The organism is Corynebacterium sp. 335C (assembly GCF_053525695.1).
This window is the reverse complement of sequence record NZ_JASTTB010000003.1, coordinates 307,497-334,041: the sequence shown is the minus strand read 5'-3', so window position 1 is coordinate 334,041 and position 26,545 is coordinate 307,497. Positions and strand designations below refer to the sequence as shown.

Genomic DNA, 26,545 nt, shown 5'->3' with positions numbered 1-26,545 from the left:
TTTCCTATCACGATAGATTGAACCGCGTTCGCCGCGGTACCGCGGCGCCTCCGCCGGGGCCACGGCGGCGCCTCCGCCGCCGACGCCGCGGCGCCGTCCACCCGCCGCTCCGCGCACCGCGGACCGGCCCCTCCCGACACGATGGAGCACGACATTGTCCTTCACCACCCGCCGGGGATTCCTCCGGCTCCTCGCCGCCTCCGCCACCGCCGCCGCGGCCGCCCCCGCCCTCGTCGCCTGCTCGGGCGGCTCCGACGACGCCGCCGGGTCCGGCTCCGGCTCCGGCTCGGGTGACGGCGGCCGCGACGTCCTGCGCATCGCCGCCATCGGCGCCCCCGGCGAGACCTTCAACCCGGGCAAGGCGGCCTCCGTCGCCACGTGGACCGGCATCTACGCCATCTTCGAGTCCCTCGTCGTCACCGGCCCCGAGGGCCCGGTCATGATGCTCGCCAAGTCCGCCGAGTCGAACGACGACGCCACCGAGTGGACCGTCGCCCTGCGCGACGACGCGAAGTTCTCCGACGGCTCCCCCGTCACCGGCGACGACGTCCTGAAGTCCTTCGCCTCCAGCAAGGAGCTGCCGATGAAGGGCATGGAGCTCGCCGACATCGACATCGACGGCTCCACCGCCGACGAGACCTCCGTCGTGTTCCGCCTGACCCGCCCCCGCGCCGACTTCGTGCCCTCCGTCCTCGGCATGAGCAGCCTCGTCTTCAAGGGCGGCGACCTCGATGCAGGCCTCGGCTCCGGCCCGTACGTCGCCGCCGAGGGCGACTCCTCCCAGGGCTGGACCCTGCCGGCGAACGAGCACTTCCCGGCCGACCGTCGCGTGTCGACGACCCTGGAGATCCAGGCCATGGCCGACCCCGACGCCCGCATCCGCGCCGTCGAGTCCGGCGCCGTCGACCTGGCCCTCGACCTCCCGTCCACCGCCGTGCGCACCCTCGAGGGCACCGACGCCGAGGCCTGGGTCCCCGGCGAGTGGGACTCCAAGGGCCTCGCCTTCGTCCTCAACACCCGCGTCGCCCCCTTCGACGACCCGGAGGTCCGCCGCGCCGCCAAGATCGCCCTCGACCGCCAGGCGATGGTCGACCAGGTCCTCGACGGCGAGGGCACCCCGGGCGTCGACGTCCTCGGCCACGGCTTCCCCGGCTTTCCCTCCGACATCACGCCCGCGAAGCGCGACGTCGAGGAGGCGAAGAAGATCTTCAAGGACAAGGGCGTCACCGAGCTGACCCTCGTCACCGCCGAGTTCTCCCCCGGCATGAACGGCGGCGCCGACCTCGCCGCCCGCCAGCTGGAGGAGGCCGGCGTGAAGGTCACCGTCGACAAGCGCGACCCCTCCACCTACTTCGCCGACATGGCGGCGCTGCAGAAGCTGCCGTTCTTCGCGATGTTCCTGCTCAACCGCCCGCTGGTCACCGGCCTGCCGTTCACCACCGGCACCGGCGGCATGATGAACAACTCCGGCTTCGGCGCCGACGCGAAGTGGGACGCGAAGCTCGCCGAGGCCGCCGCCGAGACCGACGCGACCAAGCGCGAGGAGATGCTCGGCGACCTCGCCCGCGTCGTCCACGAGGACGGCGGCGACCTCATCTGGGCCTTCGCCAACGAGATCCACGGCCGCACCCAGGGCGTGCCCGACATCCTGATCTCCCAGCAGGTCCCGGTGCCGTACAAGGCCTGACCCGGGACCGTCCCGCCTGACCCGGCCTGACGGGGCGGCCGCACGCGCGGCCGCCCCGTCCGCCGTCCCGGCGCCGTCCCCCGCCCCGTCCCCGGCCCCGTCCACCACCGCCGACCCCGCATCCACCGCATGACACCAGGCCCGCTGCCCCGCATCCTCCGCGCGGCCTGCGTCACCGCCGTCGCCGGCGCCGTGACGTGGGCCGTGATGTCCCTGCTGCCCGGCGACCCCGCCGTGCTCGCCTCCCAAACCGGCGACCCGGCGACCGTCGCGCGGCTTCGCGCCGAGATGGGCCTCGACCGGCCCTTCGCCGTCCGGTGGGCGGACTGGGCCGCGGGCATCGCGACGGGCGACGGCGGGCGTCTCCTCGCCGCCGGCACCCCCACCTGGGAGGCCGTCGCCGGGCCCGCCCGCAACTCCCTGGCCCTGCTGAGCCTCACGCTGCCGCTCATCCTGCTGCTCGGCTGGGCCACCGGCGCCGCCGCGGGCATGCGCGCCGGCTCCCGCCGCGACGCCGCCATTTCCGGCGGCGCGCAGGCGACGCTGTCCGTGCCCGACTTCGCGCTGACGACGCTGCTCGTCGTCGTGCTCGCCGGGGTCCTGCGGTGGCTGCCCGCCGTCTCCATCCTGCCGCCGGGCGCCTCCCCCTTCGACCGGCCGGAGGCCCTGGTCATCCCCGTCATCGCCGTCGTCCTGCCCGGCGCGGCATGGCTGCAGCGCATGGTCCGCGGCGCCGTCGCCGACGCCGCCGCCCGCCCCCACGTCCGCGCCGCCCGCCTGGCCGGCGAGCACCCGCTCGGCGTGCTGCTGCGCCACGTCGCCCCCGTCGCCCGCGGGCCGCTGGCCCAGGCGTCGGCGGGCGTCGTGCCCTACGCCATCGCCGGCACCGTCGTCGTGGAGAACGTCACGGGCTACCCCGGCGCCGGCGCGTTCCTCGCCTCCCTCATCGCCGGCCGCGAGGCCGACGCCGTCGCGTCCATCACGCTGGTGCTCGCGGGAGTGACGGCCGCGGCGTTCCTCGTCGCGGACCTCGTCGGCGGGGAGGCCCGGAAGGAGGCCGCCCGATGACCGCCGCAGCGCCATCCGCCGCCTCGCGGGCCCCGCGCCGCACCCGCCGCCGTCCCCGCCTCGGCGTCATCGTCCTCGCCGTCGTCTGGGGCCTGGCGCTGGCGGTGGCGCTGGCCGGGCCGCTCATCGCCGGGCTGCTGGGCCTGCCCGACCCCGGCGAGCCGCTGACCCGCCCGTTCGACGAGCCCTCCGCGGCCCACGCCCTCGGCGGCGACCGCCTGGGCCGCGACGTGCTGGCTCGCCTGCTGTCCGGCAACGCGTCGCTCGTCATCCCGCCGGCCATCGCGGCCATGCTGGCCACCGGCCTCGGCCTGGTCATCGCGCTCGCCGCGGAGCTGCGGCCCGGCCTCGGCCGGGTGCTGCGGCTCGGCGCCGACGCGGTGCTCGTCGTCCCCGGCATGATCCTCGTCCTCGCCGCCGTCACCGCCGCGCCCGGCGGGGTCGTGCCGCTGCTGGCGGTGTCGGTGCTCATCGCCGCTCCCCTGTCCTCGCGCTACCTGGCGGCCGCGGCGCGCCCGGTGCTGGACTCCGGGTTCGTGGAGTCGGCCCGCGTCGCCGGCGAGCCGACGTGGCGCATCCTCCTCTTCGACGTCCTGCCGGCCCTGCGCCGGCCCATCGCCGCCGACCTGGGGCTGCGCTACGTCGCCCTCGTCTTCGTCACCGCCACCGCCGCGTTCCTCGGCGCATCTACCGGCGGCGGCGACGTCACCTGGCCGGCCATGGCCCAGTCCGGGATGGAGGGGTTGAAGCTCAACCCGTGGGCCGCGGCGGCCCCGTGCCTGGCCGTCACCCTGCTGGCCGCCCCTCCGGCGCTGCTCGCCGACGCCCTGCTGGGAGGCCGCCGATGATCGCCGTCGACGTCACCGGGCTGCGCATCGACGGCCCCCGCGGGCCGATCCTCGACGCCGTCGATCTCTCCGTCCCCGCCGGCGGCCGCGTCGCCCTGTGCGGCCCCTCCGGCTGCGGCAAGTCCACCCTGGCCCGCGCCCTGCTCGGCGACGTCCCGCCCGGCCTGCGCGTCACCGGCGGCGCCATCCGCGTCGACGGCGCCGACCCGCTGCGCCTGCGCGGCCGGGCGCTGCGGACGCTGCGCCGGCGCTGCGCCTACTCCGACCAGGACCCCGGCGGCGCCCTGCCGCCGCACCGCACCGTCCGCGCCATCCTGCGCGCCCGCCGCCCCCGCGCCGCCGACGCGGACCTGCTGGCGCTGCTGGCAGGCTTCCGCCTCGACGCCGAACCCGGCATCCTCGACCGCCTGCCCGGCGAGCTCTCCGGCGGGCAGCGCCGCCGTGTCGGCCTCGCCGCCGCGATCGCCGGGGACCCCGAGCTCCTCATCGTCGACGAGCCGACCGCCGGCATCGACGCCGCCGCCCGCTCGGATGTCATCGCCGCCGTGGCGGAGGCCATCGACGCCGCGGGCGCCACGGCGATCGTCGTCACGCACGACCCGGTCGTCGCGGACTCCCTGACGGAGACGACCACCCGGCTCGGCGCCGGCCCCGGCGACGCGCCCGCCGTGCCCGGCGCGCCCGCCGGCGGCGGCGACCCGGTGCTCGCCGCGCGCGGGCTCGTCGTCTCCCGCGGCGGCCGCGTCCTCGCCGACGGCCTCGACCTCGACCTGCGCCCCGGCACCGTCACCGCCATCGAGGGGCCGTCCGGCTCCGGCAAGACCACCGTCCTGCGCGCGCTGCTCGGGCTGCACCGCCCGGACGCGGGCGTCGTCACGCTCCACGGCGAACCGCAGGCGCCCGACCTCGCCAACCGCGGCCGCGACGCCGCCCGCGCCGTCGCGTGGGTCGCGCAGGAGGCCGACCTCGCGCTCAACCCCGCGCTGCGCGTGACGACGACCCTGCGCCGCACCGGCGCCTCCCCCGCCGACGTCGACGCGGTGCTGGCGGACCTCGGACTGCCGTCCGCCGCCGAGCTCGGCCGCGCCAAACCCGACGACCTCTCCGGCGGCCAGCGCCAGCGCATCGCCGTCGCGCTCGCGCTGCTGCGCCGCCCCGACGTGCTGCTGTGCGACGAGCCGACCTCCGCCCTCGACCCCGCCAGCCGCGCGCTCGTCCTGCGCGCCCTCGTGCGGGCGGCGGAGGACGGCGCCGCCGTCGCGCTGTCCAGCCACGACCCGGTCGCCCTCGGCGTGGCCGGGGCGCGGGTGCGGGTCGGCGGGGAGGATGGGGCGGCGGGGCCGTCCGCGCCCGACGCAGCCGATTCACCCGCCGCGCGCACCGCGCACACCGCAACCACCGAATCCGCCCCGACCCCGATGGAGGAGACGCCATGACCGACGCGACCACGACGACCACCGGCTCCACCGCCCCCGACGCCGCCCCCGACGTCGACGTCCTCGTCGTCGGCGCCGGCCCCGCGGGCCTGACGGCGGCGACGGTGCTGGGCCGGCAGATGCGCCGGGTGCTCGTCGTCGACGCGGGCGCGCCCCGCAACCGCGACGCCGGCGAGTCGCACATGCTGCTGACCCGCGACGGCGCCGACCCGGCGGAGATCCTGCGCATCGGGCGCGCGGAGGCCTCCTCCTACCCCGGCGTCGAGTTCCGCCGCGGCGTCGTCGAGTCCATCGCCGGCCGGGCGGGCCGCTTCACCGCCGTCGTGTCGGGCCGGGAGGTCACCGCGGCGCTGGTGCTCCTCGCCGTCGGCCAGGCGGACCAGGTCACGGGCGCCCCGGGGCTCGCGGATCTGTGGGGCCGCGGCGTCTACCACTGCGGCTACTGCCACGGCTTCGAGTCGGCGGAGCAGCCCATCGGCGTCGTAGCGGCCCGCGCTCAGGACGCGGTGCTGGCGCGCTACCTGGCGGATCGCTTCTCGGACGACGTGGTGCTGTTCACCGGCGACATCGCCCTCGACGACGCGATGCGCGGCATGCTCGACGCCGGCGGCGTCCGCGTGGAGGACTCCCCGGTGGCCCGGGTCTCCGGTGCGGAGCCGGAGATCATCGTGGAGCTTGACGACGGCACCCGCGTCCCCCGCGCCCGCCTCTTCCACCGGCCCGATGCGACGCAGTCGACGGGCCTGGCGGCGCAGCTCGGGTGCGAGATGAACGACGACTGGGCGACGGTGCTCGTCGATCCGACGCAGGCGACGAGCGTGCCGGGCGTCTTCGCGGCGGGCGACTGCTCGCAGCTGCGGGGGCTGCCGGCGCCGGCGGGCTTCATCGCCACGGGCTCGGGCGACGGCCAGCGGGCGGCCGTGTGGATCGAGGGCGCGCTGTTCGGGGCGTCCCTCGGCGCCGGCTGGCCGGGCGAGTCCCCGGCGGCCCCGGCCGAGTAGCCGGGGCGGGCCGAGGGCCCCGGCGGGTCCTGCACGGCTCCTGCCGGGGCACTGCCGTCAGGTTCGGCGCTTACGCCCTTTTGCCTGAGGCGCGCCCGGAACGGGCCAGGTACACGGCCAGCGCGATCCACAGGCAGACGATCCCGGCGATGGCGGAGGCCAGGGCGATTCCCAGGTCGAGGTACGCGGCCACCAGTCCAATGCCCACCAGCACGGTGCCGGCGACTCCGGCTCCGCGGAAGACAGCCGCCCAGGACGGCAGGCGCGAGGAGAGCGACACGACCCACGTCCCGGCGGAGGCGCAGCACAGCACGATCGCGACGGGGACGAGCACCATCTCGGCGACCCCGAGGCCGATGGGAACGGACGTCGTCCCGCGTGCGAGCACCGCGAGGGCGCAATGGACCGTCGCGGCCAGCAGCGCCGCCGCAACGGCGGCAAGGGATACGGTTCGGAACATCTGGTCTTCTCCTCTCGCCTGACAACCGGTCGTCCGGTCCCCGGCCCTCGCGGAACGCCCCTCCGGCGCTCCGGGCGGCAACCGCGCGAGCGTTCCATGCCCTGACCAGCGCCATCGCATTGCGCCGGGGACCTTCACGGGTGAACGAAACGTACCTCGCGGACCCGCCCCAGAGAAGGTTCTACATTTATTACCCTCCCCCACCGGCCGTAAACCCGTCATTCACCCGGCCCATACCTGCGCATGGCTCCCCGTTTCCGCGGCCCCGCTACCGCCCGGCGCGCCCCCGCTACCCCGCTACCGCCGGGCGCGCCCCGGGTCCGGCGCCCGCCGCAGCCCCAGCGCCGCGACGGCGGCGACGACCGCGCACACGACGATCGCCGCGCCCGCCCACGCCCCGCCGACATGCTCGAACACCACGACGATGGCCGCCGACACCAGCGCGTTGCCGCCGTAGAACGCGCCCATGTACAGGGCGGATGCGTCGGCCTTGCGGCCGTCGGCGAGCGGGCCGACCCAGCCGCTGGCCGTGGAGTGCGCGGCGAAGACGCCGAACGTCAGCACGACCGAGCCGACGATGATGACGGGCAGCCACGGCGTCGCGCCCAGCGCGAAGCCCGCCGCGGCCAGGGCGATCGCGCCCATGGCCGTCGTGAAGCGCCCGAGCCGCCGGGCCACGCGCCCGGCGTACCAGCTGGAGATCATCGCCGCGATGTTCACCAGGAACACCGCGGAGTACTGCGCCTCCGTCAGGCCGTGGGGCGGGCCCTGCAGCCGGTAGGCGAGCATGTCGTAGAACGCGACGTAGGCGCCCATGATGGCGAAGCCCATGACGTACAGCCGCAGCAGGGCGGGGGGTGCGCAGGTGCCGGGCGAGGGCGGCGAGCGTCGTGCCGACGGTCACGCGCGCCGGCTCGAACCTGCGCTGCCGCGGCAGGCACAGCAGGCACGTCGCCAGCGCGGCGACCTGGATGGCCGCCGCGGCGCCCATGCCCCACCGCCAGTCGCCGAGGTGGGTGACCAGCGTGGGCAGGAGCCTGCCGACGAGCCCGCCGAACCCGGTGCCGGCGACGTACATGCCGGCGGCGACGGCGACGTGGCCGGCCTCGAATTCGTCGGCGATGTACGCCACGACCGTCGCGGGGACGCCGGCGAGCAGCGCGCCCTGCAGGAACCGGATGGCCAGGAGCACGGCGAACGACGGCGCGAACACCGCCGCCACCGACAGGGCGGTCGCGCCGATGACGGACGCGACGATGACGGGCCGCCGCCCGACCCTCTCACTGACGGCCGACACCGGGATGATGAACAGCGCGATGCCGAGCGTCAGCGCGGAGACGGTCCAGCCCGTCCAGTCCGCGCCGACGCCGAAGCCGCGCCCGAGCGCCGGCAGGATCCCCTGCGTGCAGTACAGCGCGGTGAACGTGACGACGCCCGCCGCCACCGCCCCGACCATCGTCGTGCGGTAGCCCGGCACGCCGGGGGCCAGCGCCGGCCGGTCCTCCCCTTGCTCGACGACGCCCGCCGCGCCGCGCGCATCGGGGGCGCGCCGCGCACGGTCGCCGTCGTCACGCGAATCCGCGGATGCCGCCACCGCGCCGCGCCTACAGGATGTCGCCGGGGGCGTACGCGGCGGCCTCCGGGTGGCGGGCGACGAGCTCCTCCACGCGCGCGACGACGCGGTCGACCTGCGACTCGGCGGCGCCGATGAAGGCGTGGCGGTCGGCGAGCGCGGCCTCGAGGCCGGCCTCGTCGAGCGGGATGCGGTCGTCGGCGGCGAGGCGCTGGACGAGGTTCTGCTCGGCGCCCTTCTCGCGCATGTCCAGGGCGGTGGCGACGGCGTGTTCCTTGATGGCCTCGTGGGCCTCCTCGCGGCCGACGCCGGCGCGGACGCACGCCATGAGCACCTTGGTGGAGGCGAGGAACGGCAGGTAGCGCTCGAGCTCGCGGTCGATCATGGCGGGGAAGGCGCCGAACTCGTCGAGGACGGTGAGGAACGTCTCGAACATGCCGTCGATGGCGAAGAACGCGTCCGGCAGGGCGACGCGGCGGACGACGGAGCAGGACACGTCGCCCTCGTTCCACTGGGAGCCGGAGAGGTCGGCGAGCATGGTCATGTAGCCGCGCAGCAGGACCTGGAAGCCGTTGACGCGCTCGCAGGAGCGGGCGTTCATCTTGTGCGGCATGGCGGAGGAGCCGACCTGGCCCTCCTTGAAGCCCTCGGTGACGGTCTCGTTGCCGGCCATGAGGCGGATGGTCGTCGCCAGGGACGACGGGCCGGCGCCGAGCTCCACGAGGGCGGACAGGGCATCGAAGTCGAGGGTGCGGGGGTAGACCTGGCCGACCGAGTCGAAGACGCGGGTGAAGCCGAGGCCCTCGGCGATCTCCGCCTCCAGCGACGCGAGCGCGGCCTCGTCGCCGTCGAGCAGGTCGAGCATGTCCTGCGCGGTGCCCATGGGGCCCTTGATGCCGCGCAGCGGGTAGCGGTCGATGAGGTCCTCGACGCGGCCGATGCCCAGCAGGATCTCGTCGGCGGCGGAGGCGAAGCGCTTGCCCAGGGTGGTCGCCTGCGCGGCGACGTTGTGGGAGCGGCCGGCCATCACCAGGGAGCGGTAGCCGGCGGCCTTCTCCGCGACGCGGGCGGCGACGGCGACGGCGCGGTCGCGGACGTGCTGCAGCGACTGGAGGATCTGCAGCTGCTCGACGTTCTCCGTCAGGTCGCGGGACGTCATGCCCTTGTGGATGTGCTCCGTGCCGGCGAGGGCGCAGAACTCCTCGATCCGGGCCTTGACGTCGTGGCGCGTGACGCGCTCGCGGGCGGCGATGGAGTCGAGGTCCACCTGGTCGACGACGGCCTCGTAGGCCTCGACGGTGCCCTCCGGCACCTCGATGCCGCGGGCGGCCTGGGCGCGGAGCACCGCGATCCACAGCCGCCGCTCGAGGACGATCTTGTGCTCCGGGCTCCACAGCTCGACGAGGGCCGGGGAGGCGTAGCGGGACGACAGGACGTTTGCGATCTTCTTCGTGGCCACGGGGCGAGTATCCCACGTCGCGCGGGGCCGCCGCGGGCGCGGGGGCGTCCGGTGCGCGATCGCGTGCGTGACGACGGCCGCCGCCCCGGCTCCGCGCCCGCCGCCCGGGGTGCGGGGCGGGCGGCTCCCGCGCGGCGCGCGGGGCGTCGTCACGCTCCGGTGCCGCCGCACCCGGCCGCCGCCGTCACGCTCCGGTGAACGCGGCGATGCGGCGGCACGCCTCGGCCATGTCCGCGGTCGCGCCGGCGAAGCACAGTCGCACCCACCCGCCGCCGGCGACGGGGTCGAAGTCGACGCCCGGCGCGACGGCGACGCCCGTGGCGTCCAGCAGCTCCCGCGACCACGCCAGGGAGTCGCCGGTGAGGTGGGAGACGTCGGCGTAGACGTAGAAGCCGCCGTCGGGCGGGGCGATGCCGCCGAGGCCCGCCTCCGGCAGCCGCTCCAGCAGCAGGGCGCGGTTGTCCGCGTAGCGGCGGACGTGGCCGTCGAGCTCCGCCAGCGACTCCGGGTGGAACGCCTCCACCGCCGCGACCTGCGACACCGCCGGCGGGCACACCGTCATGTTGGCGGCCAGCCGGTCCAGCGGGTCCTTCAGCCAGTCGGGCACGATGAGCCAGCCGATGCGCCAGCCGGTCATGGAGAAGTACTTGCTCACGCTGCCGACGACGACCGCCGCGTCGGAGAACGACCGCGCGCTCGCGCACGTCCGGCCGTAGGAGATGCCGTGGTAGATCTCGTCGCTGATGAGCAGGCAGCCGTTGTCCTCGCACCACTGCGCGATGCGGCGCAGCTCGCCCGCGTCGATGATGGTGCCCGTCGGGTTGTCGGGGCTGGTGACGATGACCGCCTTCGGCGCCCTCCCCCGCTCCCGGGCCACCCCGGCCAGCAGGTCGGCGGTGAGCTGGAAGCGCGTCTCCGCCCCGCAGTCGACCTCCACGACGTTCGCGCCGAGCGCCAGCAGCGCGTTGCGGTAGGCGGGGTAGCCCGGCCGCGCCAGCACCACGTCGTCGCCGGCGTCGAGCGCCGCGAGGAACAGCAGGGTGAAGCCGCCGGAGGAGCCCGTCGTCACGATGACGTCGTCCGCCCGCGTCGCCGTCCCGTGCGCCTCCCGGTGATGCGCTGCGACGGCCTCCCGCAGCGCCGGCACGCCCACGGCCTCCGTGTACCCGAGGATCCCGGAGCGCAGGCCCGCCTCCGCCGCGGCGAGCACCCGGCGCGGCGCCGGCGTCGACGGCTGCCCGGCGCACAGGTACAGCGCGTCGCCGTGGGTCCGGTTCCGCTCGTGGGCGGCGGCGAGGACGTCCATCACGTGGAACGGCGCCACCGCCGACCGGCGGGAGGGGGCGGGGCGGGGGGCGTCGTCACGCGACACCGCGGACGCCGCACCCGCGGCGACCGCACCCTCGGCCGGCGACCTCGCATCGGGCGACCCCGCGTCCGGCGCGGTCATTCGAGCGCCCCGAACTTCTCCAGATCCGCCGTCTGCCCGCCGACCAGCACGATGTCCCGCGCCGTCAGCCGGTGATCCGGCCGCGGCGGCCCGAACCGCCCGCCCGAGCTGCGCACCGCCAGCACCGTCACGCCGTGCGTCTCCGGCAGGTCCAGCTCCCCCAGCGGCTCGCCGAGGATCGACACCGGCGGCGCCAGCTTCGCCACCGCGAAGTCCCGGTCGAACTCGATGTAGTCCTGCACGCTGCCGCCCAGCAGATGCGCCACGCGGCGGCCTGTGTCGGCCTCCGGGCGGATGACGTGATGCACGCCGATCTGGCGGAGGATCTTGGCGTGCGCCGCGTTGTCGGCCTTCGCCCACACCGACGGCACCCCCATGTCCACCACCGCCGACGCCGTCAGCAGCGACGCCTCGATGTCCGAGCCGATCGCGATGACGACGCGCGTCGCGTCCTTCACGCCGATCTGCGCCAGCGCCTCCGGCTGCGTCGTGTCCGCGATGACGACGTGGCTCAGATCCGCGGCCAGCTCCTGCACCTTCTTCTCGTCCGCGTCGACCGCCAGCACCTCGACGCCGCCGGCGATGAGCTCCTCGCCCAGCGCCTGCCCGAACCTGCCGAGCCCCAGGATGATGACCGGCGACCGGTCGACCTTCGCGTGCCCCGCCGGACGGGCGTCCCTGCGGGTGAACCTGCTAGCCAATGAAGGGCCTCTCTTCCGGATAGTCGTACATGCGGTCGCGGTGGCGCGCCGCCAGCCCCGAGGCCAGCGACAGCGGCCCCACGCGGCCGAGGAACATGAGCACGATGAGGATGACCTGCGCGGCGGCCGGCAGATCGCCGGTGATGCCCGTCGACAGGCCCACCGTCGCGAACGCCGACACGACCTCGAACACCACCCGGTCCGTGCTGAACTGCGGGGCGATGAACAGGATCGCCGTCACCGCGCCGACGACCAGCACGAGGCCGAACGTCGCCACCGCCAGCGCCTGCCGCATCACGCGCGGCGCCAGCCGGCGGCCGAACACGCTGATCGACGAATCGCCGCGGATCTCCGCGTACACCGCGGCGATGAGCACCGCCGCCGTCGTCACCTTCACGCCGCCGGCCGTGCCGCCCGAGCCGCCGCCGATCATCATCAGGATGTCCGTGCCCAGCAGCGTCGACGGGTGGAACGCCCCGTAGTCCAGGGCGTTGAAGCCCGCCGTGCGGGGGCTGACGCCCGCGAAGAACGCGTTGAGCACCTTCTCCGGGCCGTCCAGGCCCCGCATCGCGCCGTTCCACTCGCCCAGCGCCACCAGGACGAAGCCCGCCGCGACGAGCACGCCGGTGCCGATGAGCGTGAAGCGCGTCGTCAGGCTGAAGCGGTGCCCGACGTGGCGCCGGCGGCGGACGACCGCCCGGGCGCGGGCACGCGACGCCCGGAAGATCTCCAGCAGCACCGGGAAGCCGATGCCGCCGACCATCAGCGCGAACGCCAGCGGCAGCAGGATCCACGCGTCCGAGACGAAGTCCATGACGTTGTCCGTGTACAGCGCGAAGCCCGCGTTGTTGAAGCCCGACACCGCGTGGAAGGCGCCCTCCCACGCCGCGCGGCCCCAGCCGTAGCCGTAGCCCACGTGGAACCGGACGGTGAGGAACACGGCGACGATGAGCTCGGTGACCAGGGTGAACAGCAGCGTCGCGCGGACTACCCAGCGGATTTCGCCGAGGTCCGCGCCGCGGCCCTCCGCCGCCGCCGTCAGCCGGGTGCGGATGCCCATCCGCCCCGCGAAGATGAGCGCCAGCACCGACGCCATGGTCATGATGCCGAGGCCGCCGAGCTGGATGAGCAGCATGATGATGACCTGCCCGCCCGTCGACCAGTACGTCTGCGTGTCGACGGTCACCAGGCCCGTCAGGCACGTCGCCGACGTCGCCGTGAACAGGGCGTCCAGCACGTTCGCCGGGGGCTGCCCCTTCGGCGTCGCGAACGGCATCATGAGCAGGATCGTCCCGATGATGATGGCGGTCAGGAATCCCTGGCTCACCATCAGCGCGGGGTGGAGGCGCACCGCGGGCCGGCGGCGCACCGCGTCCGGTGGGGCTGACGTCACCCCGGGGATGCTAGTCCCGCCGGGCCGCGGCGGAAAGGCGGCGGGGGCGGCGCGGGGACTCCGCCGGACGTCCCGGGACACGCCGCCGCCCGCGTCCGGGCGGGGACGCGGGCGGCGGTGCGGATCCGGGTTGCCGGGGGCGGACCGGCGGCGACTACTCCGGGACGGCGATGCGGCCCTCGACGGCCGGCAGCGCGATGTCGCGGCGGAAGTGCGAGCCCTCCAGCCCGATGGAGCCGAGCATCGCGTAGGCGGCGTCGCGCGCCTCCTCCAGCGTGGCGCCCGAGCCGACGACCGACAGGACGCGGCCGCCGGCGGAGACGATGGCGTCGCCGTCGCGCTTCGTGCCGGCGTGCAGGACGCCGTCGGCCTCGCGGCCCGGCTCCGCGCCGGTCAGCGGGTCGCCCGTGCGGGTCGACGCCGGGTAGCCCTGCGCCGCCAGCACGACGGTCAGCGCGTAGCCGTCCCTCCACTGCAGCGGGCCGAAGTCGGCGAGCGTGCCGGTGGCCGCGGCGTTGAGGACCTGGCCGAGCGGGGACTCCAGCAGCGCGAGCACCGCCTGGGTCTCCGGGTCGCCGAAGCGGCAGTTGAACTCGACGACCGCCGGGCCGTCGGCGCCCCACGCCAGGCCGGCGTACAGCAGGCCGCGGAACGGGCAGCCGCGGGCGGCCATCTCCTTCGCCACCGGCTCGCAGACCTCCGCGACGATGCGATCGACCGCACCGTCCGGCAGCCAGTCCAGCGGGGCGTAGGCGCCCATGCCGCCGGTGTTCGGGCCGGTGTCGCCCTCGCCGACGCGCTTGTGGTCCTGCGCCGGCACCAGCGGCACGACGGTCTCGCCGTCGACGAGGCAGAACAGGGACACCTCGGGGCCGTCGAGGAAGCTCTCCAGCAGCACCGGGTTGCCCGCGGCGAGCACCGCCAGCGCGTGCTCCTTCGCCGCCGCGCGATCGGGCGTGACGACGACGCCCTTTCCGGCCGCCAGCCCGTCGTCCTTCACCACCCACGTCGGGCCGAAGCGGTCGATCGCGGCGTCGACGTCGGACTCCGCGGCGCCCGGCTCGATGGCCTCCGCGTGCGCGGTGCGGACGTCGGCGGCCTTCATGACGTCCTTCGCGAACGCCTTCGACCCCTCGATCCGCGCCGCCGCCTTGTCCGGACCGAACACGGCGATGCCCGCCTCGCGCAGCGCGTCCGCCACGCCCGCGACCAGCGGCACCTCCGGGCCCACGACCACCAGGTCGACGCCCAGCTCCCGCGCCAGCGCCGTCACCGCCGCCGGGTCGTCGGCGACGACCGGGTGCAGCGTCGCCAGGGCCTCCATGCCCACGTTGCCCGGCGCGGCGTGCAGCGCCTCCACCTGCGGATCCTTGCTCATTGCGTACAGAAGGGCGTGCTCACGGGCACCGGAGCCGATGACGAGGATGTCCATGGCGGCCATCCTAACGTCCGCCCCGGCACGGCACCCCCGGCCACGACGGCGGGCGCACCCTCCCCGACGTGCGCCCCGGCGCCCGCCCCGGTGCCCGCATCGCCGGCAACCCCGCCGGCCGGCGCCCGCGCCACCGCCGGCACGCGGCAGCGCGCCCCGCGCCGCGGCGCCCCGGCGGTCGACGACGCCTACAGGTCGCCGTCGTCAAGCTCCTCCCCCACCAGCGCCAGCAGCGACTCCCGCACGATCCGCCGCACCCGCGCATCCCGCGGCAGATCCTCGTGCAGCACGATCGCCCGCGGGAACCGGTCCTGCAGCATGATGTTCTCCACCTGCCCCGTGCCCCCGTCATCCAGGAAGCACGACGACGGCGGCCGCACCAGCTGATCCGTCTTCGACGCCACGCACGTGTACGACACCCCCGGCGCCAGCTCCGCCTGCGCCGTCACCCGCTGCACCACCGGCGACCCCGCCAGCTGCTCCAGCCCCGACTGCCCCCAGTAGCCGTGGATGATCGTCTCCGCCAGCTCCCGCACCTGCGAAAACCGCATGATCCCGAACCGCCGCCCACCCGGCGACGTCCCGTGGTTCGGCGCCGCCAGGCACACCACGTGCCGGAACCGATCCGGCTCCGCCAGCGACAGCAGCGTCGACAGCAGGCCGCCCTGCGAATGCCCCACCAGAATCGCGCGCTCCGCCCCCGTCGCCTGGATCACCTGATCCACGTACGCCGACAGGCGGTCGTACGACTCCGCCAGCGGCTTCGACGCCCGCTCCCCGTAATCCGGCGCGAACGTCGCCCACCCGTCGGCGCGCAGCTCCCCGCCCAGCTGCTCCCACACGCCCTTCAGATGCCCCGTGCCGTGCACCAGCACCACCGGCCACGGGCGCGTGCGCGACACCCGCGCACGCCAGTCGTCCTCGAACAGGCCCGACCGCGAGATGTACGTCGCAATCGGCCGCTCCGGCGTCAACGGCATCGGCGCACCTCCCGGTCGGCTGTCACGTCACGCCCAGTATGGCCGGGTGCGCGGGTCGCCGCACGGCGGGAGGAGGCGGTGCTTTGCGACGGTGCCCGCCGCGGCCCGCCTACACCAGCGGGCGGCCGTCCTCGCCCGTGCCGAGGCGCTCGCGCAGCCGCTGCGCCGCCTCGTCCATCTTCGCCTGATCCGGGTCCCGGTTCACCGACGCGAGGTTGTACCCCGACATGTCCGCCGCCGGGAACACGTGGATGTGGGCGTGCGGGACCTCGAAGCCCGCGATGAGGTAGCCGGCGCGCGGGGCGTCGAACACCTCGACGACCGCGTTGCCGACCATCTGCGCGACCTCGTTGCACCGGCCCCACAGCTCCGGCTCCAGGTCCGTCCACCGGTCGACCTCCCGCACCGGCACCACCAGCACGTGCCCGTACGCGACGGGCTCGATGGTCAGGAACGCCACCACCTCGTCGTCCCGGTACACGAACCGGCCCGGAAGCTCGCCGTCGATGATCTTCGTGAACACGCTAGCCATGCGGCAATCGTAGACCCGGGGGCGGGCGCCGTGCGGGAAATCCACAACCCCGCAACCATCCACGGCCCGATGCGGGGAAGGCCGTGCGGCGGGGCGGGGGCGGCCGCGGTCCGCGATGCTGCGGGCATGCCGCCCCGTGTGCCGCCGTCCTCCGCGCCGCCGTCCACCGCTTCCCCGCCGCCCGGCGATGACGCCGGTGGAGATCGCGCCTCACGTGGCCGCCGCCCGATGCTGGTGGCCGCGCCGGTCGACGCGTGCATCGACTGCGTCGCGGGGCTGCGGGACGACGTCGCGGCCGTCGCGTTCCTCGACGGGGCGCTCCGCGCGTGGGGCCGCTTCGGACTGAAAGATGCTTTACGGCAATGGGTCTCACGGCGCCGGAAGGGCTCCGCGCGCATGGGCGTGCTGCTCGGCCGGACGGAGGTGCTGTCGGAGTCCCGGCCGGAGAGCCACCTGCGCGTGAAGCTCGCCGACGCCGGCGAGACCGACTGGGTGCCGCAGTACCGCGTCGAGTCCCCGGGCCGGACGTTCTGGCTGGACCTCGCCGATCCGCTGTTCCGCATCGCGCTGGAGTACCAGGGCGCCGGGCACTGGGGCGACGCGGGGCAGTCGGCGAGCCACCGCGCCGACGACGCCCGCCGCGCCTCCGACCTGCGCCTCCTCGGGTGGACGATCATCGAGGTCACCGCCGTCGACGTGTGGCGCCACTTCGACGAGATGCTCCACCGCATCCGCGAGGCCCGCCGGCGCGTCACGGAGGCCCGCGCGCACCAGCGTTCCGAGGCGATGCACGGCCGCCGGGGCTGGTGATGCGGGGTCGCCGCCGGATTGTCCGCGGCCCCGATCCGCGAAAGGTCGTGTACGGCCCGCTCGCGCGTTTTCCGGCGCGCTCCGGGCCCGGGTGCCGGAACGGGGTTCGGCCCGTCTGTGGGGCGCACAGCACGCTTTCCGACGATCCCCGTTTCCCGCCCATCCGACCCCTGCATTTGACCGGCATACGCGCCTCCGCCGGCCCTCCTGCGCATCCTCCAAACGCAGAAAATCCGGCCGTTTTCCTGCGTTTCACCGCCACGCAGCCCCTCGTCGCAACGCGCGAACTACACTCAAACGCAGATCCGGGCCCCGCACGACCCCCGCACGCCCCGGCCCCTACGGCCGCGGGATGTTGCGCAGGTTCGCGCGGGCGAGCTCGACCATCTTGCCGACGCCGCCGTCGAGCACCGTCTTCACCGACGCCTTCGTGAAGCCGGCGACCTGCTCGAGCGAAATCTCCGGCGGCATCGACAGCGCGTCGGGGTCGGTGATGAGCTCGATGAGCACCGGCCCGTCCATCGCGAGCGCGCGGGCGAGGTCCTCGCGCAGCGTGGCGGGGTCCTCGATGCGCACCGACGGGATGCCGATGGCCTCCGCGATGCGGGAGTAGTCGACGGCGTCATGGTCGGTCTGCCAGTCGGGGATGCCGGCGACGAGCATCTCCAGCTTCACCATGCCGAGCGACGAGTTGTTGAACACCACCGTCTTCACCGGCAGGTCGTTGCGGCGGACGGTGATGAGCTCGCCGAGGAGCATCGCCAGGCCGCCGTCGCCCGACATGGCGACGACCTGCCGGCCGCCCGCCGAGCCCGCACCGGCGTCCGGGCCGTCAGCCGAGCCCGCGCCCGCGCCCACGGCCGCCGCCGCTCCGATGGCGTGCGGCAGCGCGTTCGCCATCGTGCCGTGCCGCCAGGATCCGATCACGCGGCGCCGCCCGTTGGGCGTGAGGTAGCGGGCGGCCCAGACGTTGTTCATGCCGGTGTCGACGGTGAAGACGGCGTCGTCGTCGGCGAGTTCGTCGAGGATGCGCGCGGCGTACTCGGGGTGGATGGGCGTGTGGTCCTCGACGTCGTGGGTGTAGGCCTCGATGACCTTCTCCAGCTCGCGGGCGTGCTTCTTCAGCATGCGGTCGAGGAAATCGCGGTCGGTCTTCTCCGCGATCTTCGGCATGACGCGGCGCAGCGTGTCGCCGACGTCGCCGGCGACGGGCACGGACACGGTGGTGCGGCGGCCGATGTGGGAGGCGTCGGCGTCGATCTGCGCGACGTTCGCGGTCGGCAGGAAGTCGGAGTACGGGAAGTCGGTGCCGGCGAGGATGACCAGGTCGGCGTCGTCGAGGGCGTCCTGGCAGGCGCCGTAGCCGAGCAGGCCGGACATGCCGACGTCATGGGGGTTGTCGTGCTGGATGATCTCCTTGCCGCCGAGGGAGTGCCCGACGGGGGCCTTGACCTTCCGCGCGAACGCCATGACGTCGTCACGCGCCCCGGCGCAGCCGGCCCCGGCGAAGACGGTGACGGTGGACGCGTCGTCGATGGCGCGGGCGAGGGCGTCGATCTGCTCCTCGGGCGCGACGACGACGGGGGCGCCGGCGGGGATGGCGGAGTCGAGGACGGGCGAGTCGGCGGCCTTCTCGCCGGCGATGTCGCCGGGTACGACGAGGACGGAGACGCCCTTGCCGGCCATCGTGGACTGGATGGCGTTGTGGAGGATGTCGGCGCCCTGCTTCGGCGAGTTCACCATCTCGCAGTAGGCGGAGCATTCCTGGAAGATCTTCTCGGGGTGCGTCTCCTGGAAGAACGCGGAGCCGATGTTGGCGGCGGGGATGTGGGAGGCGATGGCGAGGACCTTGGCGCCGTTGCGGTGCGCGTCGTAGAGCCCCTGGATGAGGTGGGTGTTACCGGGGCCGCAGGAGCCGGCGCAGACGGCGAGGCCGCCGGTGAGGAGGGATTCGGCGCCGGCGGCGAAGGCCGCGGACTCCTCGTTGTGGACGTGGATCCACTCCATGCCGTCGTGGCGGCGGACGGCGTCGACGACGGGGTTGAGGCTGTCCCCGACGAGGCCGTGGATGCGGGTGACGCCCTGCCGGGCGAGGGCGCCGATGAGCTGTTCGGCGTAGGTGGCCATGCGTGTTCACTTCCCCCGGCGGGGTTCGCGGTGGGCGGCCCGCCGGTTGCGGTCGCTGTCGGGTGGTGCAACGCGCGGCGGGCGCCGTTTGTTCCCGGTGGCGCGGGGTCCGGGTGTTCGCGTGACGACGCCCCGGGCCCCGTCCGCGCCCTCCCCCGGCGGGGGTGGGCGGCGCGGGTTCGCCGGCGGCGCGGCGGTGCCGCGCATCGCGCCGTCTGCGGCGATGCGGACATGGGGGCGCGGCCCGGGCACCGGCGTGCGGGCCGGGACGCGCCGGTCCCCGCTAGTACTCCGCGAGGGACTCGCGGGCCTCGGCGACCTCGGCGAGCAGCGAGCGGGCCTCGTCGGAAAGCCCCTCCTCGCCCCCGCGTTCGTGGCGGGTCAGCGTCTCGAGCACGACCTCGGGCAGGCCGGCGGCGCGGTAGTCGTCGAGCGACACGGCGCCCTCCTGCAGGACGCCGTCGAGCCACGCGACGGCGCGGGCCTCGGGGCGGATGCAGCGGCGGGCGACGCGCTCGTGCTCGACGAGCCGGTCGCGGTCCGCGTCGTCGCGCAGGCCCAGGCGGGCGAGGGTGCGGGCGGCGGCGATGAGGTTCGCGCCCTCCTCGCGGTCGAGGAGGTTCGGGTTCGCCGGCGGCTTCGCGCCCCCGCGGCGGCGCACGTAGAGGTCCTGCTGGCCGATGCCGACGATGCCGCCGTCGCGGTCGCGCACGACGGAGGTGTACGGCACGACGGTGGAGTAGCCGCCCTCGGTGTCGCGGTGGATGCGCTCGACCATCTCCTCGGTGATCTCGACCTCGAGGTAGGTGCCGCGGCCGCCGGGGCGGATGAACTCGAAGCTGCCGGTTCGGGTCCACACCTGGAAGTCGCGGACGCCGAGGCGCTGGACGAGGATGAGGCCGAACATGACGTCGGTCATCGCGAAGAGGGTGCCGCCGAACGCGGAGCCGTTCATGTTGGCGTTGAGGAAGTTCAGCCGCAGCTCGACGCGCCCGCCCGACCAGTCGTCGTTGATGCGGGTGATGCGGACGCCGGCGCCCGACAGGGGCGGCCAGATGTTCATCATGTGCCGCAGGCGGTTGGGCGTGAGGTTGCCCTCGTTGCCGTTGATGGAGTCCATGATGCGGGACTGCAGGTCACGGAGGGAGCTGGGGAGGTTCGGGGCCATGGGCGGGGAGTCTAACAGGGTCGGCGCCGGCGGCATGCGGTCGCGCGGCTCAGCGGCCGCGGGCCGTCTCGAGGTCGTCGGCGAGGACGCGGATTTCGCCGCGCAGCCACTCGCGGAGGATGCGGTAGCGCGGCAGGCCGGCGACGCCCTGGCGCACCGGGTCCTCGTAGCGCCAGCGGACGATGTCGCAGTCGGGGGCGATGTGCCCGGAGACGTCGACGTCGCCGAGGACGATTACGCGGTCGTGCCGGTCGGCGACGGACGGCGTGAGCTGGATCGGGTCGCCGTCGCACCGGGCGCCGATTTCGCGCATGGCCACCCGGGCGTCCTCGTCGAGGCCGCGGTCGTCGGGGTCGACGTCGACGCCGGCGGAGTGCACGGCGACGTCCGGGACGACGCGCCGCAGGAGGCCCTCCGCCATGCGGGACAACCCCATGTTCGCGCCGCTGACGAACAGGATCCCGCTGCCGTACATGCCATCGCCTCCTCGCGTGTCCGGATCGGCGCGCCGGCGGGTCGGCGCACCGCTTTCCCCCACCATAGCGATCCGGCGGTGCGGCCGGGAGGGGTGCGGTGCGCGAGAGGGCGCGGGAGCCGGAGGGCGCGGGTGCGGGTCCGGGGCGCGCGGCGCGGAAGCCGGCGCGGCCGGGAGGCGGCGAGCGGCTAGGCCCGGCGGTCGGCCTCGCTCCAGATGGTCACCAGCGCGCCGCCGTCGACGGTGCAGCGCATGATGCCCGGGTCGAGGGGCTCGCAGGTCGCGTGGCGGCCGGCGGCGTCGACTTCCGCGGGCGACGACAGGTCGACGGGGCCGTCCCCGGCCCGCTCCATCAGCGCGCCGGTGACGTCGGTCGCGATGTCGCACAGGGCGGGCTCGTCGGCGGCGGTGCGGGCGCCGGTCGCCCCGGCCTCCGCGGTGACGCCGACGTGGGAGACGCCGCGGCCGTCGCCGGTGGCGCAGACGAGGACCTGCTCGCCGCGGAACTGGATGACCTCGCCGGACAGGATCATGCGCGGCGCGTCGGCGGGGCGGGCGGCCGCGCCGTCGGCGTCGGCCGAGCCGGTCGGCGCGGCCATCGTGCCGAGCGCGCGGGCCGCCGTGGGCTCCGCGGACGGGGCCGCGGAGCCGTCGCCGGCGCCCGGCTTCGGGCGGGACGGCTCGCCGCCGCCCATCACGTCGCCGGCCTCGCCGGACCCGTCCGCCCCGGCGGCCGGAGCATCGTCGGTCGCGTCCCCGGAGCCGCCGAACGACGCCCCTCCCCCGGCGCCGCCACCGGACGACGTCACGCCGGCGACGTGATCGGTCTCCGCGTCGCCGCGGCCGCCGACGAGGGCGACCACGCCGACCAGGACCAGGCCGACCACCGCGGCGATGGCGGCGAAGCCCACGAGCGGGCGGCGGCCGGCCGCGGGCGCCGCGCCGCCGGAGCCCGCCGCGCCCGCCGCGGCGGGACCGGAGCCCGCGCCGCCGGCAGCGTCGGAATCGGCGGGGCCGACGCCGGCGGCGAGGGGGCCGTCGACGCCGCCGCGCGGGGCCGAGCCGCCCCGCGCATCGGGTGCGGACCCGCCGTTCCGCGGGTCGTCGTGCATGGGAACCATGGGGTCCTCCTCCCGGTGTCGCGTCGTCGGATTTTTCGCATCCTCCTGGGTACCACCGCGGCGCCGCCCGATGAACCGCCGGGCGCCGATCGCAGCCGAACCGTTACCTCCCCGATGCGCGGGCTCCACGGCCGCGGCGGCGGGCTCCACGCGGGGCGGTGGGCGTCGTCACGCGAACCCCCGGAAACCCGCGCCGGCGCACCCTCCCGGGCCACGCGAAAACCCCGCCGGCGGAGGCCGGCGGGGCGTTCCCGAGCCGGAGACGGGACTTGAACCCGCAACCTGCCGCTTACAAGGCGGATGCGCTGCCAATTGCGCCACTCCGGCACCCGCGCCGCACCCGGCGCGATGGCGATCATGCTACCGCGACGCGACGCACGCCCCGCCGGAAGGGGCCGGTAGACTCGCCCGGGCGAGCGGGGCCCCGACCGGACCCCGCCGGCGCCGCGCCCGGCACCCCGCCGGACGCCGCGCCGACCGGCGCGCGGGGGCCTCCCGGCGCCGCACATCCCGGCGCCCTGCACGGGGCGCCCGTCCCCATCTGCAGGAGGCTTGGTCCACGTGACGCAGGACGACACCCGGCCCGCCCAGCCCGACGACGCGGAGGACGACGGCGACCAGTCCCAGGGCCTGCGCGACAAGCTGATGGACTGGGCGTCCAGCCCCGAGCCGGAGGACGTCCCCGACGCGCCGATCCGCACCCGCACCCCGCTGCCGCTGGCGCCGGTCGCGCTCGACGACGTCGACTCCATCACCGACGTCCTCGACCTGGCCGCCCGCTGCGCGGGCATGCTGCTGTCCAGCGGCGCGGGCAACCGGGACGTCGTCCGGCAGGTGAAGGCGATCGCGTCGGCCTTCGGCCTCACCCGCGTGCAGGCGGACATCACCCTGACGACGGTGACCGTCTTCCACCTCACCGAGAAGCGCCGCGTGCCGCTGACCGCCGTGCGCGTCGTCGACGGCGCCGCCGCCGACTTCAACCGCCTCGGCCAGGCCGACCGGCTGGTGCGCGACATCACCGGCGGCCGCATCGGCCTGGAGGAGGCGCTGGATCGGGTCAAGGAGATCGAGGACTCCCCGCCGCTGTACCGCCTGCGCGTGGTCTACGCCGGCTGGGTGCTGCTGGCGATGGCGTTCTCCGTCCTCATCGGCGGCTCCTGGCTGGTGGCGGGGCTGACCGGCATCGCGTCGTTCCTGGTCATCACCACCATCAGCGAGCTCAACGCCCGCGGCCTGCCGACGTTCTTCCAGAACATGGCCGGCGGCTTCCTGGCGACGCTGTTCGCCGCCGGGTTCTTCTGGCTGGCGCCGATGCTGGGCCTGGCGGTGGCGCCGTCGCGCATCATCGCGTCGGGCATCGTCGTGCTGCTCGCCGGCCTCACGCTGGTGCAGGCGCTGCAGGACGGGATGAACGGCGCGCCGGTGACGGGCGCGGCGCGGCTGTTCGACACGATGCTGCTGACCGGCGGCATCGTCGCCGGCATCGCCTTCGGCATCGAGCTGGTCGGCCTGCTCGGCGTCATGCTGCCGCCGCAGGAGGCCGCCGCCCTGCCGAACTTCACCGAGACGACCATCCGCGTCATCATGGGCATGATCGCGTCGGTCGGCTTCGCGCTGGCCTCCCACGCCAACGGCAAGGAGCTGCTGGTGACGGCGGGCGTGGCGTTCTCCGGCACGGCGCTGCACCACTTCGTGCTCATGCCGTCGGGCCTCGGCGAGATCGCCTCGACCGGCATCGCCGCCGGGTTCATCGGCATCGCCGGCGGCCTGCTGTCGCGCCGGTTCTCCATCCCGCCGCTGGTCACCGGCATCGCCGGCATCACCCCGTTCCTGCCGGGCCTGGCCATCTACCGCGGCCTGTACGCGCTGCTGCACGACGACATGGTCGGCGGCTTCACCAACATCGCCGTCGCCATCGCCATCTCCGCCGCGCTGGCCGCGGGCGTGGTGCTGGGCGAGTGGATCGCCCGCCGCCTGCGCCGCCCGAAGGCCCTGGTCCGCGCCGGCGACATCATCCGCCCGCGCGTGCGCATCCGCCACGCCCGCCACCACGTCGTCGCCGCCCGCCACGACGAGGTGCAGGAGGCGACGACCCGCCACCGCCGCCGCATCTCCCGCAGCTGGTCGGGCCGCCGCTTCGGCCGCGACGTCGGCGAGTCGTGGGAGCGCTGGTAGCGCGGCTCCCCGCGGGCGCGGGTTCCGCGTGCGCGTGACGACGGGTGCCGCGTGCGCGTGACGACGGCGCCCGCCGCGGCACGTGCCCAGGCCCGTCCCGTCCCCTGCTCCGGCCCCGCCGCCCGGCGGGCCGGGGCGGGGGCCGCGCTGGTACACTGGGGGACTCGCAAGCAGCGAAACAGCGACGGCGCGCCGCCCCCGGCCGGGGCGTGCCCGCGCCGACGGCGGCCGGGGGCCGCCGCCATGACGCCGAGCCAGGAGGATCCGTGCCACCGAAGGTCACCGACACCCGTTCCGCCCAGAACGAGGCCCTGCACAAGGTCGAGGAGCTGACGGCGGCGGGGGCCCGGAAGATCATCGCCTCCTACGCCGACGACTTCCACGACTGCGTGACCCTCATGTGCATGCTGGGCGTGGAGCCGGAGGGCCTGGACTACAAGCGCGTGCACGCGGAGTACCTCGAGGAGAACGAGCCGAAGCCCGCGAAGCGCGCCCGCAAGTCCACGAAGAAGGCGGCGAAGAAGTCCGCCAAGAAGACGGCGAAGAAGTCCGCGAAGAAGGCGGCCAAGAAGACCGCCAAGAAGGCCGCGAAGAAGACGGCCAAGAAGACCGCGAAGAAGGCCTGACGTGTCGGGCAGCGGCGGGGACAGGTCCGATTTCGTCGTCGTCGCCAACCGCCTGCCGGTGGCGCCGGCGGAGCGCGCGGACGGCGGCGTCGACTGGAAGCCGTCGCCGGGTGGCCTGGTGACCGCCCTGACGCCGGTGCTGCTGCGCAACAACGGCGCGTGGATCGGCTGGGCCGGCACCATCGCCGACGACCCGTCGTCGCCGGAGCCGCCGGAGACGATCGTCACCGACGACGGGCTGGACCTGCACCCGGTCGACCTGGACGGCGACGAGTACGAGCGGTTCTACGAGGGCTTCTCCAACGCCACGCTGTGGCCGCTGCTGCACGGCCTCATCGTGCCGCCGACCTACGACGGCGACTGGTGGGAGTCCTACCGCGAGGTCAACCGCCGGTACGCGGAGGCCGCCGCGGAGCGCGCCGCCGAGGGGGCGACCGTGTGGGTGCAGGACTACCAGCTGATGCTGGTGCCCGGCATCCTGCGGCAGCTGCGCCCGGACGTGACCATCGGGTTCTTCCTGCACATCCCGTTCCCGCCGTCGGAGATCTTCCGCCAGCTGCCGTGGCGCGAGGAGATCGTGCGCGGCATGCTCGGCGCCGACCTCATCGGCTTCCACCTGGCGTCGTGCGCCGACAACTTCCTGGCCCTGTGCCGCCGCATCGGCGGCGAGGCCGGCGCCCACACGGGCCTGCCGGACGAGCTGGAGGTCTCCGGCGACGCGTCGGTGCGGGAGGCGACGGCCCACGTCGTCGCCCCGGACGGGCGCCGCGTGGCGGTCGGGGCGTACCCGATCTCCATCGACTCGGGCTCCGTCATCGACGGCGCGGCCGGCGCGGACGCCGCCGGGGTGCGCGCGAAGCTCGGCGAGCCGGGCACGCTGTTCCTGGGCGTCGACCGCCTGGACTACACGAAGGGCATCCTGCAGCGCCTCGAGGCGTTCGAATCCCTGCTGGAGTCCGGGGCGCTGGACCCGGACGAGGCGGTGCTGGTGCAGGTGGCGACGCCGTCGCGCGAGCGCGTCGACGACTACCGGCGGCTGCGCGCGGAGGTCGAGCACGTCGTCGGCCGCGTCAACGGCCGCTTCGCCGCGCTGGGCCGCCCGGTCATCCACTACATCCACCGGCCCATCCCCTTCGAGCAGCTGCTGGACCTGTACTCCGCGGCGGACGTCATGCTGGTCACCGCCCTGCGCGACGGCATGAACCTGGTGTGCAAGGAGTACGTGGCGTGCCACGCCGACGGCTCCGGCGCGCTGGTGCTGTCGGAGTTCGCGGGTGCGGCGACGGAGCTGGACGGGGCGTGGATGTGCAACCCGTTCGACCAGGAGTCCATCAAGCGGACGATGATCCAGGCCGCCCGCGCCGCCGCCTCGGGCGCGGGCCGGGAGCGGATGCTGGAGATGCACGCCCAGGTCCGCGACCACGACGTCGACGTGTGGGCGGGCAGCTTCCTCGACTCGCTGCGCGGCGTCGGCGCCGGGGAGGAGGCGTGACGACGGCCCGCCGCGCCGCCGCGCCCGGGCCCCGCCGCGCCGCCGGCATGCGCGGCGGCCGCGCCCGCCGCCTCGCCGCCGCGGCGCTCGCCTGCGCCGCCGTCGCCGGCGCGGCGGCGTGCTCCTCGGCCGACCCGCGCGTCGTCGACAGGACGTGGCAGGTCACGGGCGTCTTCGACGACCCCGCCCTGCCGCAGGCCCCCGTCGAGGGCGAGATCCCGCCGACCCTGGTGTTCGGCGGCACGTCGTACACCGGGTCGTCGGCGTGCGGCGAGTTCCGCGGCGACGTCGACTGGGTGGGCGACGGGGTGGCGCGCGTCGGCGCGCCCGAGTGGCTGCGCACCCGCGACTGCTCCGCGAACGCGTCGGAGTACGACCGCCGGCTCTTCGGCGTCCTGCCGGGCGAGCAGCGCCTGGCCGCCGACGGGGATTCGCTGCGCGCCTCCCTCGTCGCCGAGCATCCGCCGGGCACCGCGGCCCGCGGCTTCGCGGCGGTCCAGATCGCCGCGGGCTGACCGCACGCGGCCCGCG

At 75.2% G+C, this 26,545-nt stretch carries 23 protein-coding genes, 1 tRNA gene and 1 pseudogene; 10 read left to right on the top strand and 15 right to left on the bottom strand.

Annotated features, from left to right (window positions below; all coding sequences use genetic code 11):
* Positions 1-154 precede the first annotated feature (154 nt).
* From QQS41_RS11280 to QQS41_RS11260, 5 genes are all read left to right on the top strand, one after another.
* Positions 155-1,687 carry an ABC transporter substrate-binding protein gene (locus tag QQS41_RS11280; RefSeq protein WP_448852816.1) on the top strand — a complete coding sequence of 511 codons (1,533 nt, stop codon included), beginning with the start codon at positions 155-157 and terminating at the stop codon, positions 1,685-1,687.
* Between the two features lie 129 nt (positions 1,688-1,816).
* Positions 1,817-2,755, top strand: a complete 939-nt coding sequence (locus tag QQS41_RS11275; protein WP_448852815.1) for an ABC transporter permease — start codon at positions 1,817-1,819, stop codon at positions 2,753-2,755.
* On the top strand, positions 2,752-3,603 hold the full coding sequence (locus QQS41_RS11270) for an ABC transporter permease (RefSeq protein ID WP_448852814.1): 852 nt from the start codon (positions 2,752-2,754) through the stop codon (positions 3,601-3,603). Before QQS41_RS11275 ends, QQS41_RS11270 begins: the two co-directional genes overlap by 4 nt.
* Positions 3,600-5,039 carry an ABC transporter ATP-binding protein gene (locus tag QQS41_RS11265; protein WP_448852813.1) on the top strand — a complete coding sequence of 480 codons (1,440 nt, stop codon included), beginning with the start codon at positions 3,600-3,602 and terminating at the stop codon, positions 5,037-5,039. The genes QQS41_RS11270 and QQS41_RS11265 overlap by 4 nt, the downstream gene beginning before the upstream one ends.
* Positions 5,036-6,040, top strand: a complete 1,005-nt coding sequence (locus QQS41_RS11260; RefSeq protein ID WP_448852812.1) for an NAD(P)/FAD-dependent oxidoreductase — start codon at positions 5,036-5,038, stop codon at positions 6,038-6,040. The genes QQS41_RS11265 and QQS41_RS11260 overlap by 4 nt, the downstream gene beginning before the upstream one ends.
* Before the next feature lie 70 nt (positions 6,041-6,110).
* On the opposite strand, the gene QQS41_RS11255 is transcribed toward QQS41_RS11260, so the two are convergent.
* From QQS41_RS11255 to QQS41_RS11210, 10 genes and pseudogenes are all read right to left on the bottom strand, one after another.
* Positions 6,111-6,500, bottom strand: coding sequence for a hypothetical protein (locus tag QQS41_RS11255; RefSeq protein ID WP_448852811.1), 390 nt, complete (start codon positions 6,498-6,500; stop codon positions 6,111-6,113).
* Positions 6,501-6,797: 297 nt separating this feature from the next.
* Positions 6,798-7,331: a hypothetical protein gene (locus QQS41_RS11250; protein ID WP_448852905.1), complete on the bottom strand. Its 534-nt coding sequence runs from the start codon at positions 7,329-7,331 to the stop codon at positions 6,798-6,800.
* A gap of 79 nt (positions 7,332-7,410) precedes the next feature.
* A pseudogene (locus QQS41_RS11245) lies at positions 7,411-7,956 on the bottom strand (MFS transporter); the annotation flags it as partial.
* Between the two features lie 148 nt (positions 7,957-8,104).
* Positions 8,105-9,532 (bottom strand): adenylosuccinate lyase, encoded by a 1,428-nt coding sequence (gene purB, locus QQS41_RS11240; protein WP_448852810.1) that lies wholly within the window; start codon positions 9,530-9,532, stop codon positions 8,105-8,107.
* Positions 9,533-9,716: 184 nt separating this feature from the next.
* Complete coding sequence (locus QQS41_RS11235; protein ID WP_448852902.1) at positions 9,717-10,838, bottom strand: aminotransferase class I/II-fold pyridoxal phosphate-dependent enzyme; 1,122 nt, start codon at positions 10,836-10,838, stop codon at positions 9,717-9,719.
* Between the two features lie 140 nt (positions 10,839-10,978).
* Positions 10,979-11,614, bottom strand: coding sequence for a potassium channel family protein (locus tag QQS41_RS11230; protein WP_448852901.1), 636 nt, complete (start codon positions 11,612-11,614; stop codon positions 10,979-10,981).
* Positions 11,615-11,675: 61 nt separating this feature from the next.
* Entirely contained in the window at positions 11,676-13,034 is a 1,359-nt protein-coding gene (locus QQS41_RS11225) for a TrkH family potassium uptake protein (protein WP_448852900.1), read from the bottom strand.
* Between the two features lie 196 nt (positions 13,035-13,230).
* Positions 13,231-14,508, bottom strand: a complete 1,278-nt coding sequence (purD, locus tag QQS41_RS11220) for a phosphoribosylamine--glycine ligase (protein ID WP_448852809.1) — start codon at positions 14,506-14,508, stop codon at positions 13,231-13,233.
* A 188-nt stretch (positions 14,509-14,696) separates the two neighbouring features.
* The gene (locus QQS41_RS11215; protein ID WP_448852808.1) at positions 14,697-15,488 is read right to left on the bottom strand and encodes an esterase/lipase family protein; all 792 of its coding nucleotides are present in this window, start codon (positions 15,486-15,488) and stop codon (positions 14,697-14,699) included.
* 109 nt (positions 15,489-15,597) lie between these two features.
* The gene (locus QQS41_RS11210) at positions 15,598-16,020 is read right to left on the bottom strand and encodes an HIT family protein (protein ID WP_448852807.1); all 423 of its coding nucleotides are present in this window, start codon (positions 16,018-16,020) and stop codon (positions 15,598-15,600) included.
* A 228-nt stretch (positions 16,021-16,248) separates the two neighbouring features.
* On the opposite strand from QQS41_RS11210, the gene QQS41_RS11205 reads away from it, so the two are divergent.
* A complete protein-coding gene (locus QQS41_RS11205; protein ID WP_448852806.1) occupies positions 16,249-16,830 on the top strand; it encodes a hypothetical protein in 582 nt (193 codons plus the stop codon).
* A 339-nt stretch (positions 16,831-17,169) separates the two neighbouring features.
* On the opposite strand, the gene QQS41_RS11200 is transcribed toward QQS41_RS11205, so the two are convergent.
* The 5 genes from QQS41_RS11200 to QQS41_RS11180 form a co-directional block, all read right to left on the bottom strand.
* Positions 17,170-18,957 (bottom strand): pyruvate dehydrogenase, encoded by a 1,788-nt coding sequence (locus QQS41_RS11200; protein ID WP_448852805.1) that lies wholly within the window; start codon positions 18,955-18,957, stop codon positions 17,170-17,172.
* A gap of 283 nt (positions 18,958-19,240) precedes the next feature.
* On the bottom strand, positions 19,241-20,125 hold the full coding sequence (locus tag QQS41_RS11195) for a PaaI family thioesterase (protein WP_448852804.1): 885 nt from the start codon (positions 20,123-20,125) through the stop codon (positions 19,241-19,243).
* A 49-nt stretch (positions 20,126-20,174) separates the two neighbouring features.
* On the bottom strand, positions 20,175-20,600 hold the full coding sequence (locus QQS41_RS11190) for an arsenate reductase/protein-tyrosine-phosphatase family protein (protein WP_448852803.1): 426 nt from the start codon (positions 20,598-20,600) through the stop codon (positions 20,175-20,177).
* A gap of 188 nt (positions 20,601-20,788) precedes the next feature.
* Positions 20,789-21,721 (bottom strand): hypothetical protein, encoded by a 933-nt coding sequence (locus QQS41_RS11185; RefSeq protein ID WP_448852802.1) that lies wholly within the window; start codon positions 21,719-21,721, stop codon positions 20,789-20,791.
* A gap of 254 nt (positions 21,722-21,975) precedes the next feature.
* Positions 21,976-22,048, bottom strand: a tRNA-Thr gene (locus QQS41_RS11180).
* A 234-nt stretch (positions 22,049-22,282) separates the two neighbouring features.
* Between QQS41_RS11180 and QQS41_RS11175 the strand changes: the two genes are divergently transcribed.
* The 4 genes from QQS41_RS11175 (at position 22,283) to QQS41_RS11160 (ending at position 26,529) form a co-directional block, all read left to right on the top strand.
* Positions 22,283-23,896 carry a threonine/serine ThrE exporter family protein gene (locus tag QQS41_RS11175; RefSeq protein WP_448852801.1) on the top strand — a complete coding sequence of 538 codons (1,614 nt, stop codon included), beginning with the start codon at positions 22,283-22,285 and terminating at the stop codon, positions 23,894-23,896.
* Between the two features lie 266 nt (positions 23,897-24,162).
* Positions 24,163-24,522 (top strand): hypothetical protein, encoded by a 360-nt coding sequence (locus tag QQS41_RS11170; protein ID WP_448852800.1) that lies wholly within the window; start codon positions 24,163-24,165, stop codon positions 24,520-24,522.
* Between the two features lies 1 nt (position 24,523).
* Positions 24,524-26,014, top strand: a complete 1,491-nt coding sequence (locus QQS41_RS11165) for an alpha,alpha-trehalose-phosphate synthase (UDP-forming) (RefSeq protein ID WP_448852799.1) — start codon at positions 24,524-24,526, stop codon at positions 26,012-26,014.
* Entirely contained in the window at positions 26,011-26,529 is a 519-nt protein-coding gene (locus QQS41_RS11160) for a hypothetical protein (protein WP_448852798.1), read from the top strand. The genes QQS41_RS11165 and QQS41_RS11160 overlap by 4 nt, the downstream gene beginning before the upstream one ends.
* The last annotated feature ends 16 nt before the right edge of the window (positions 26,530-26,545 follow it).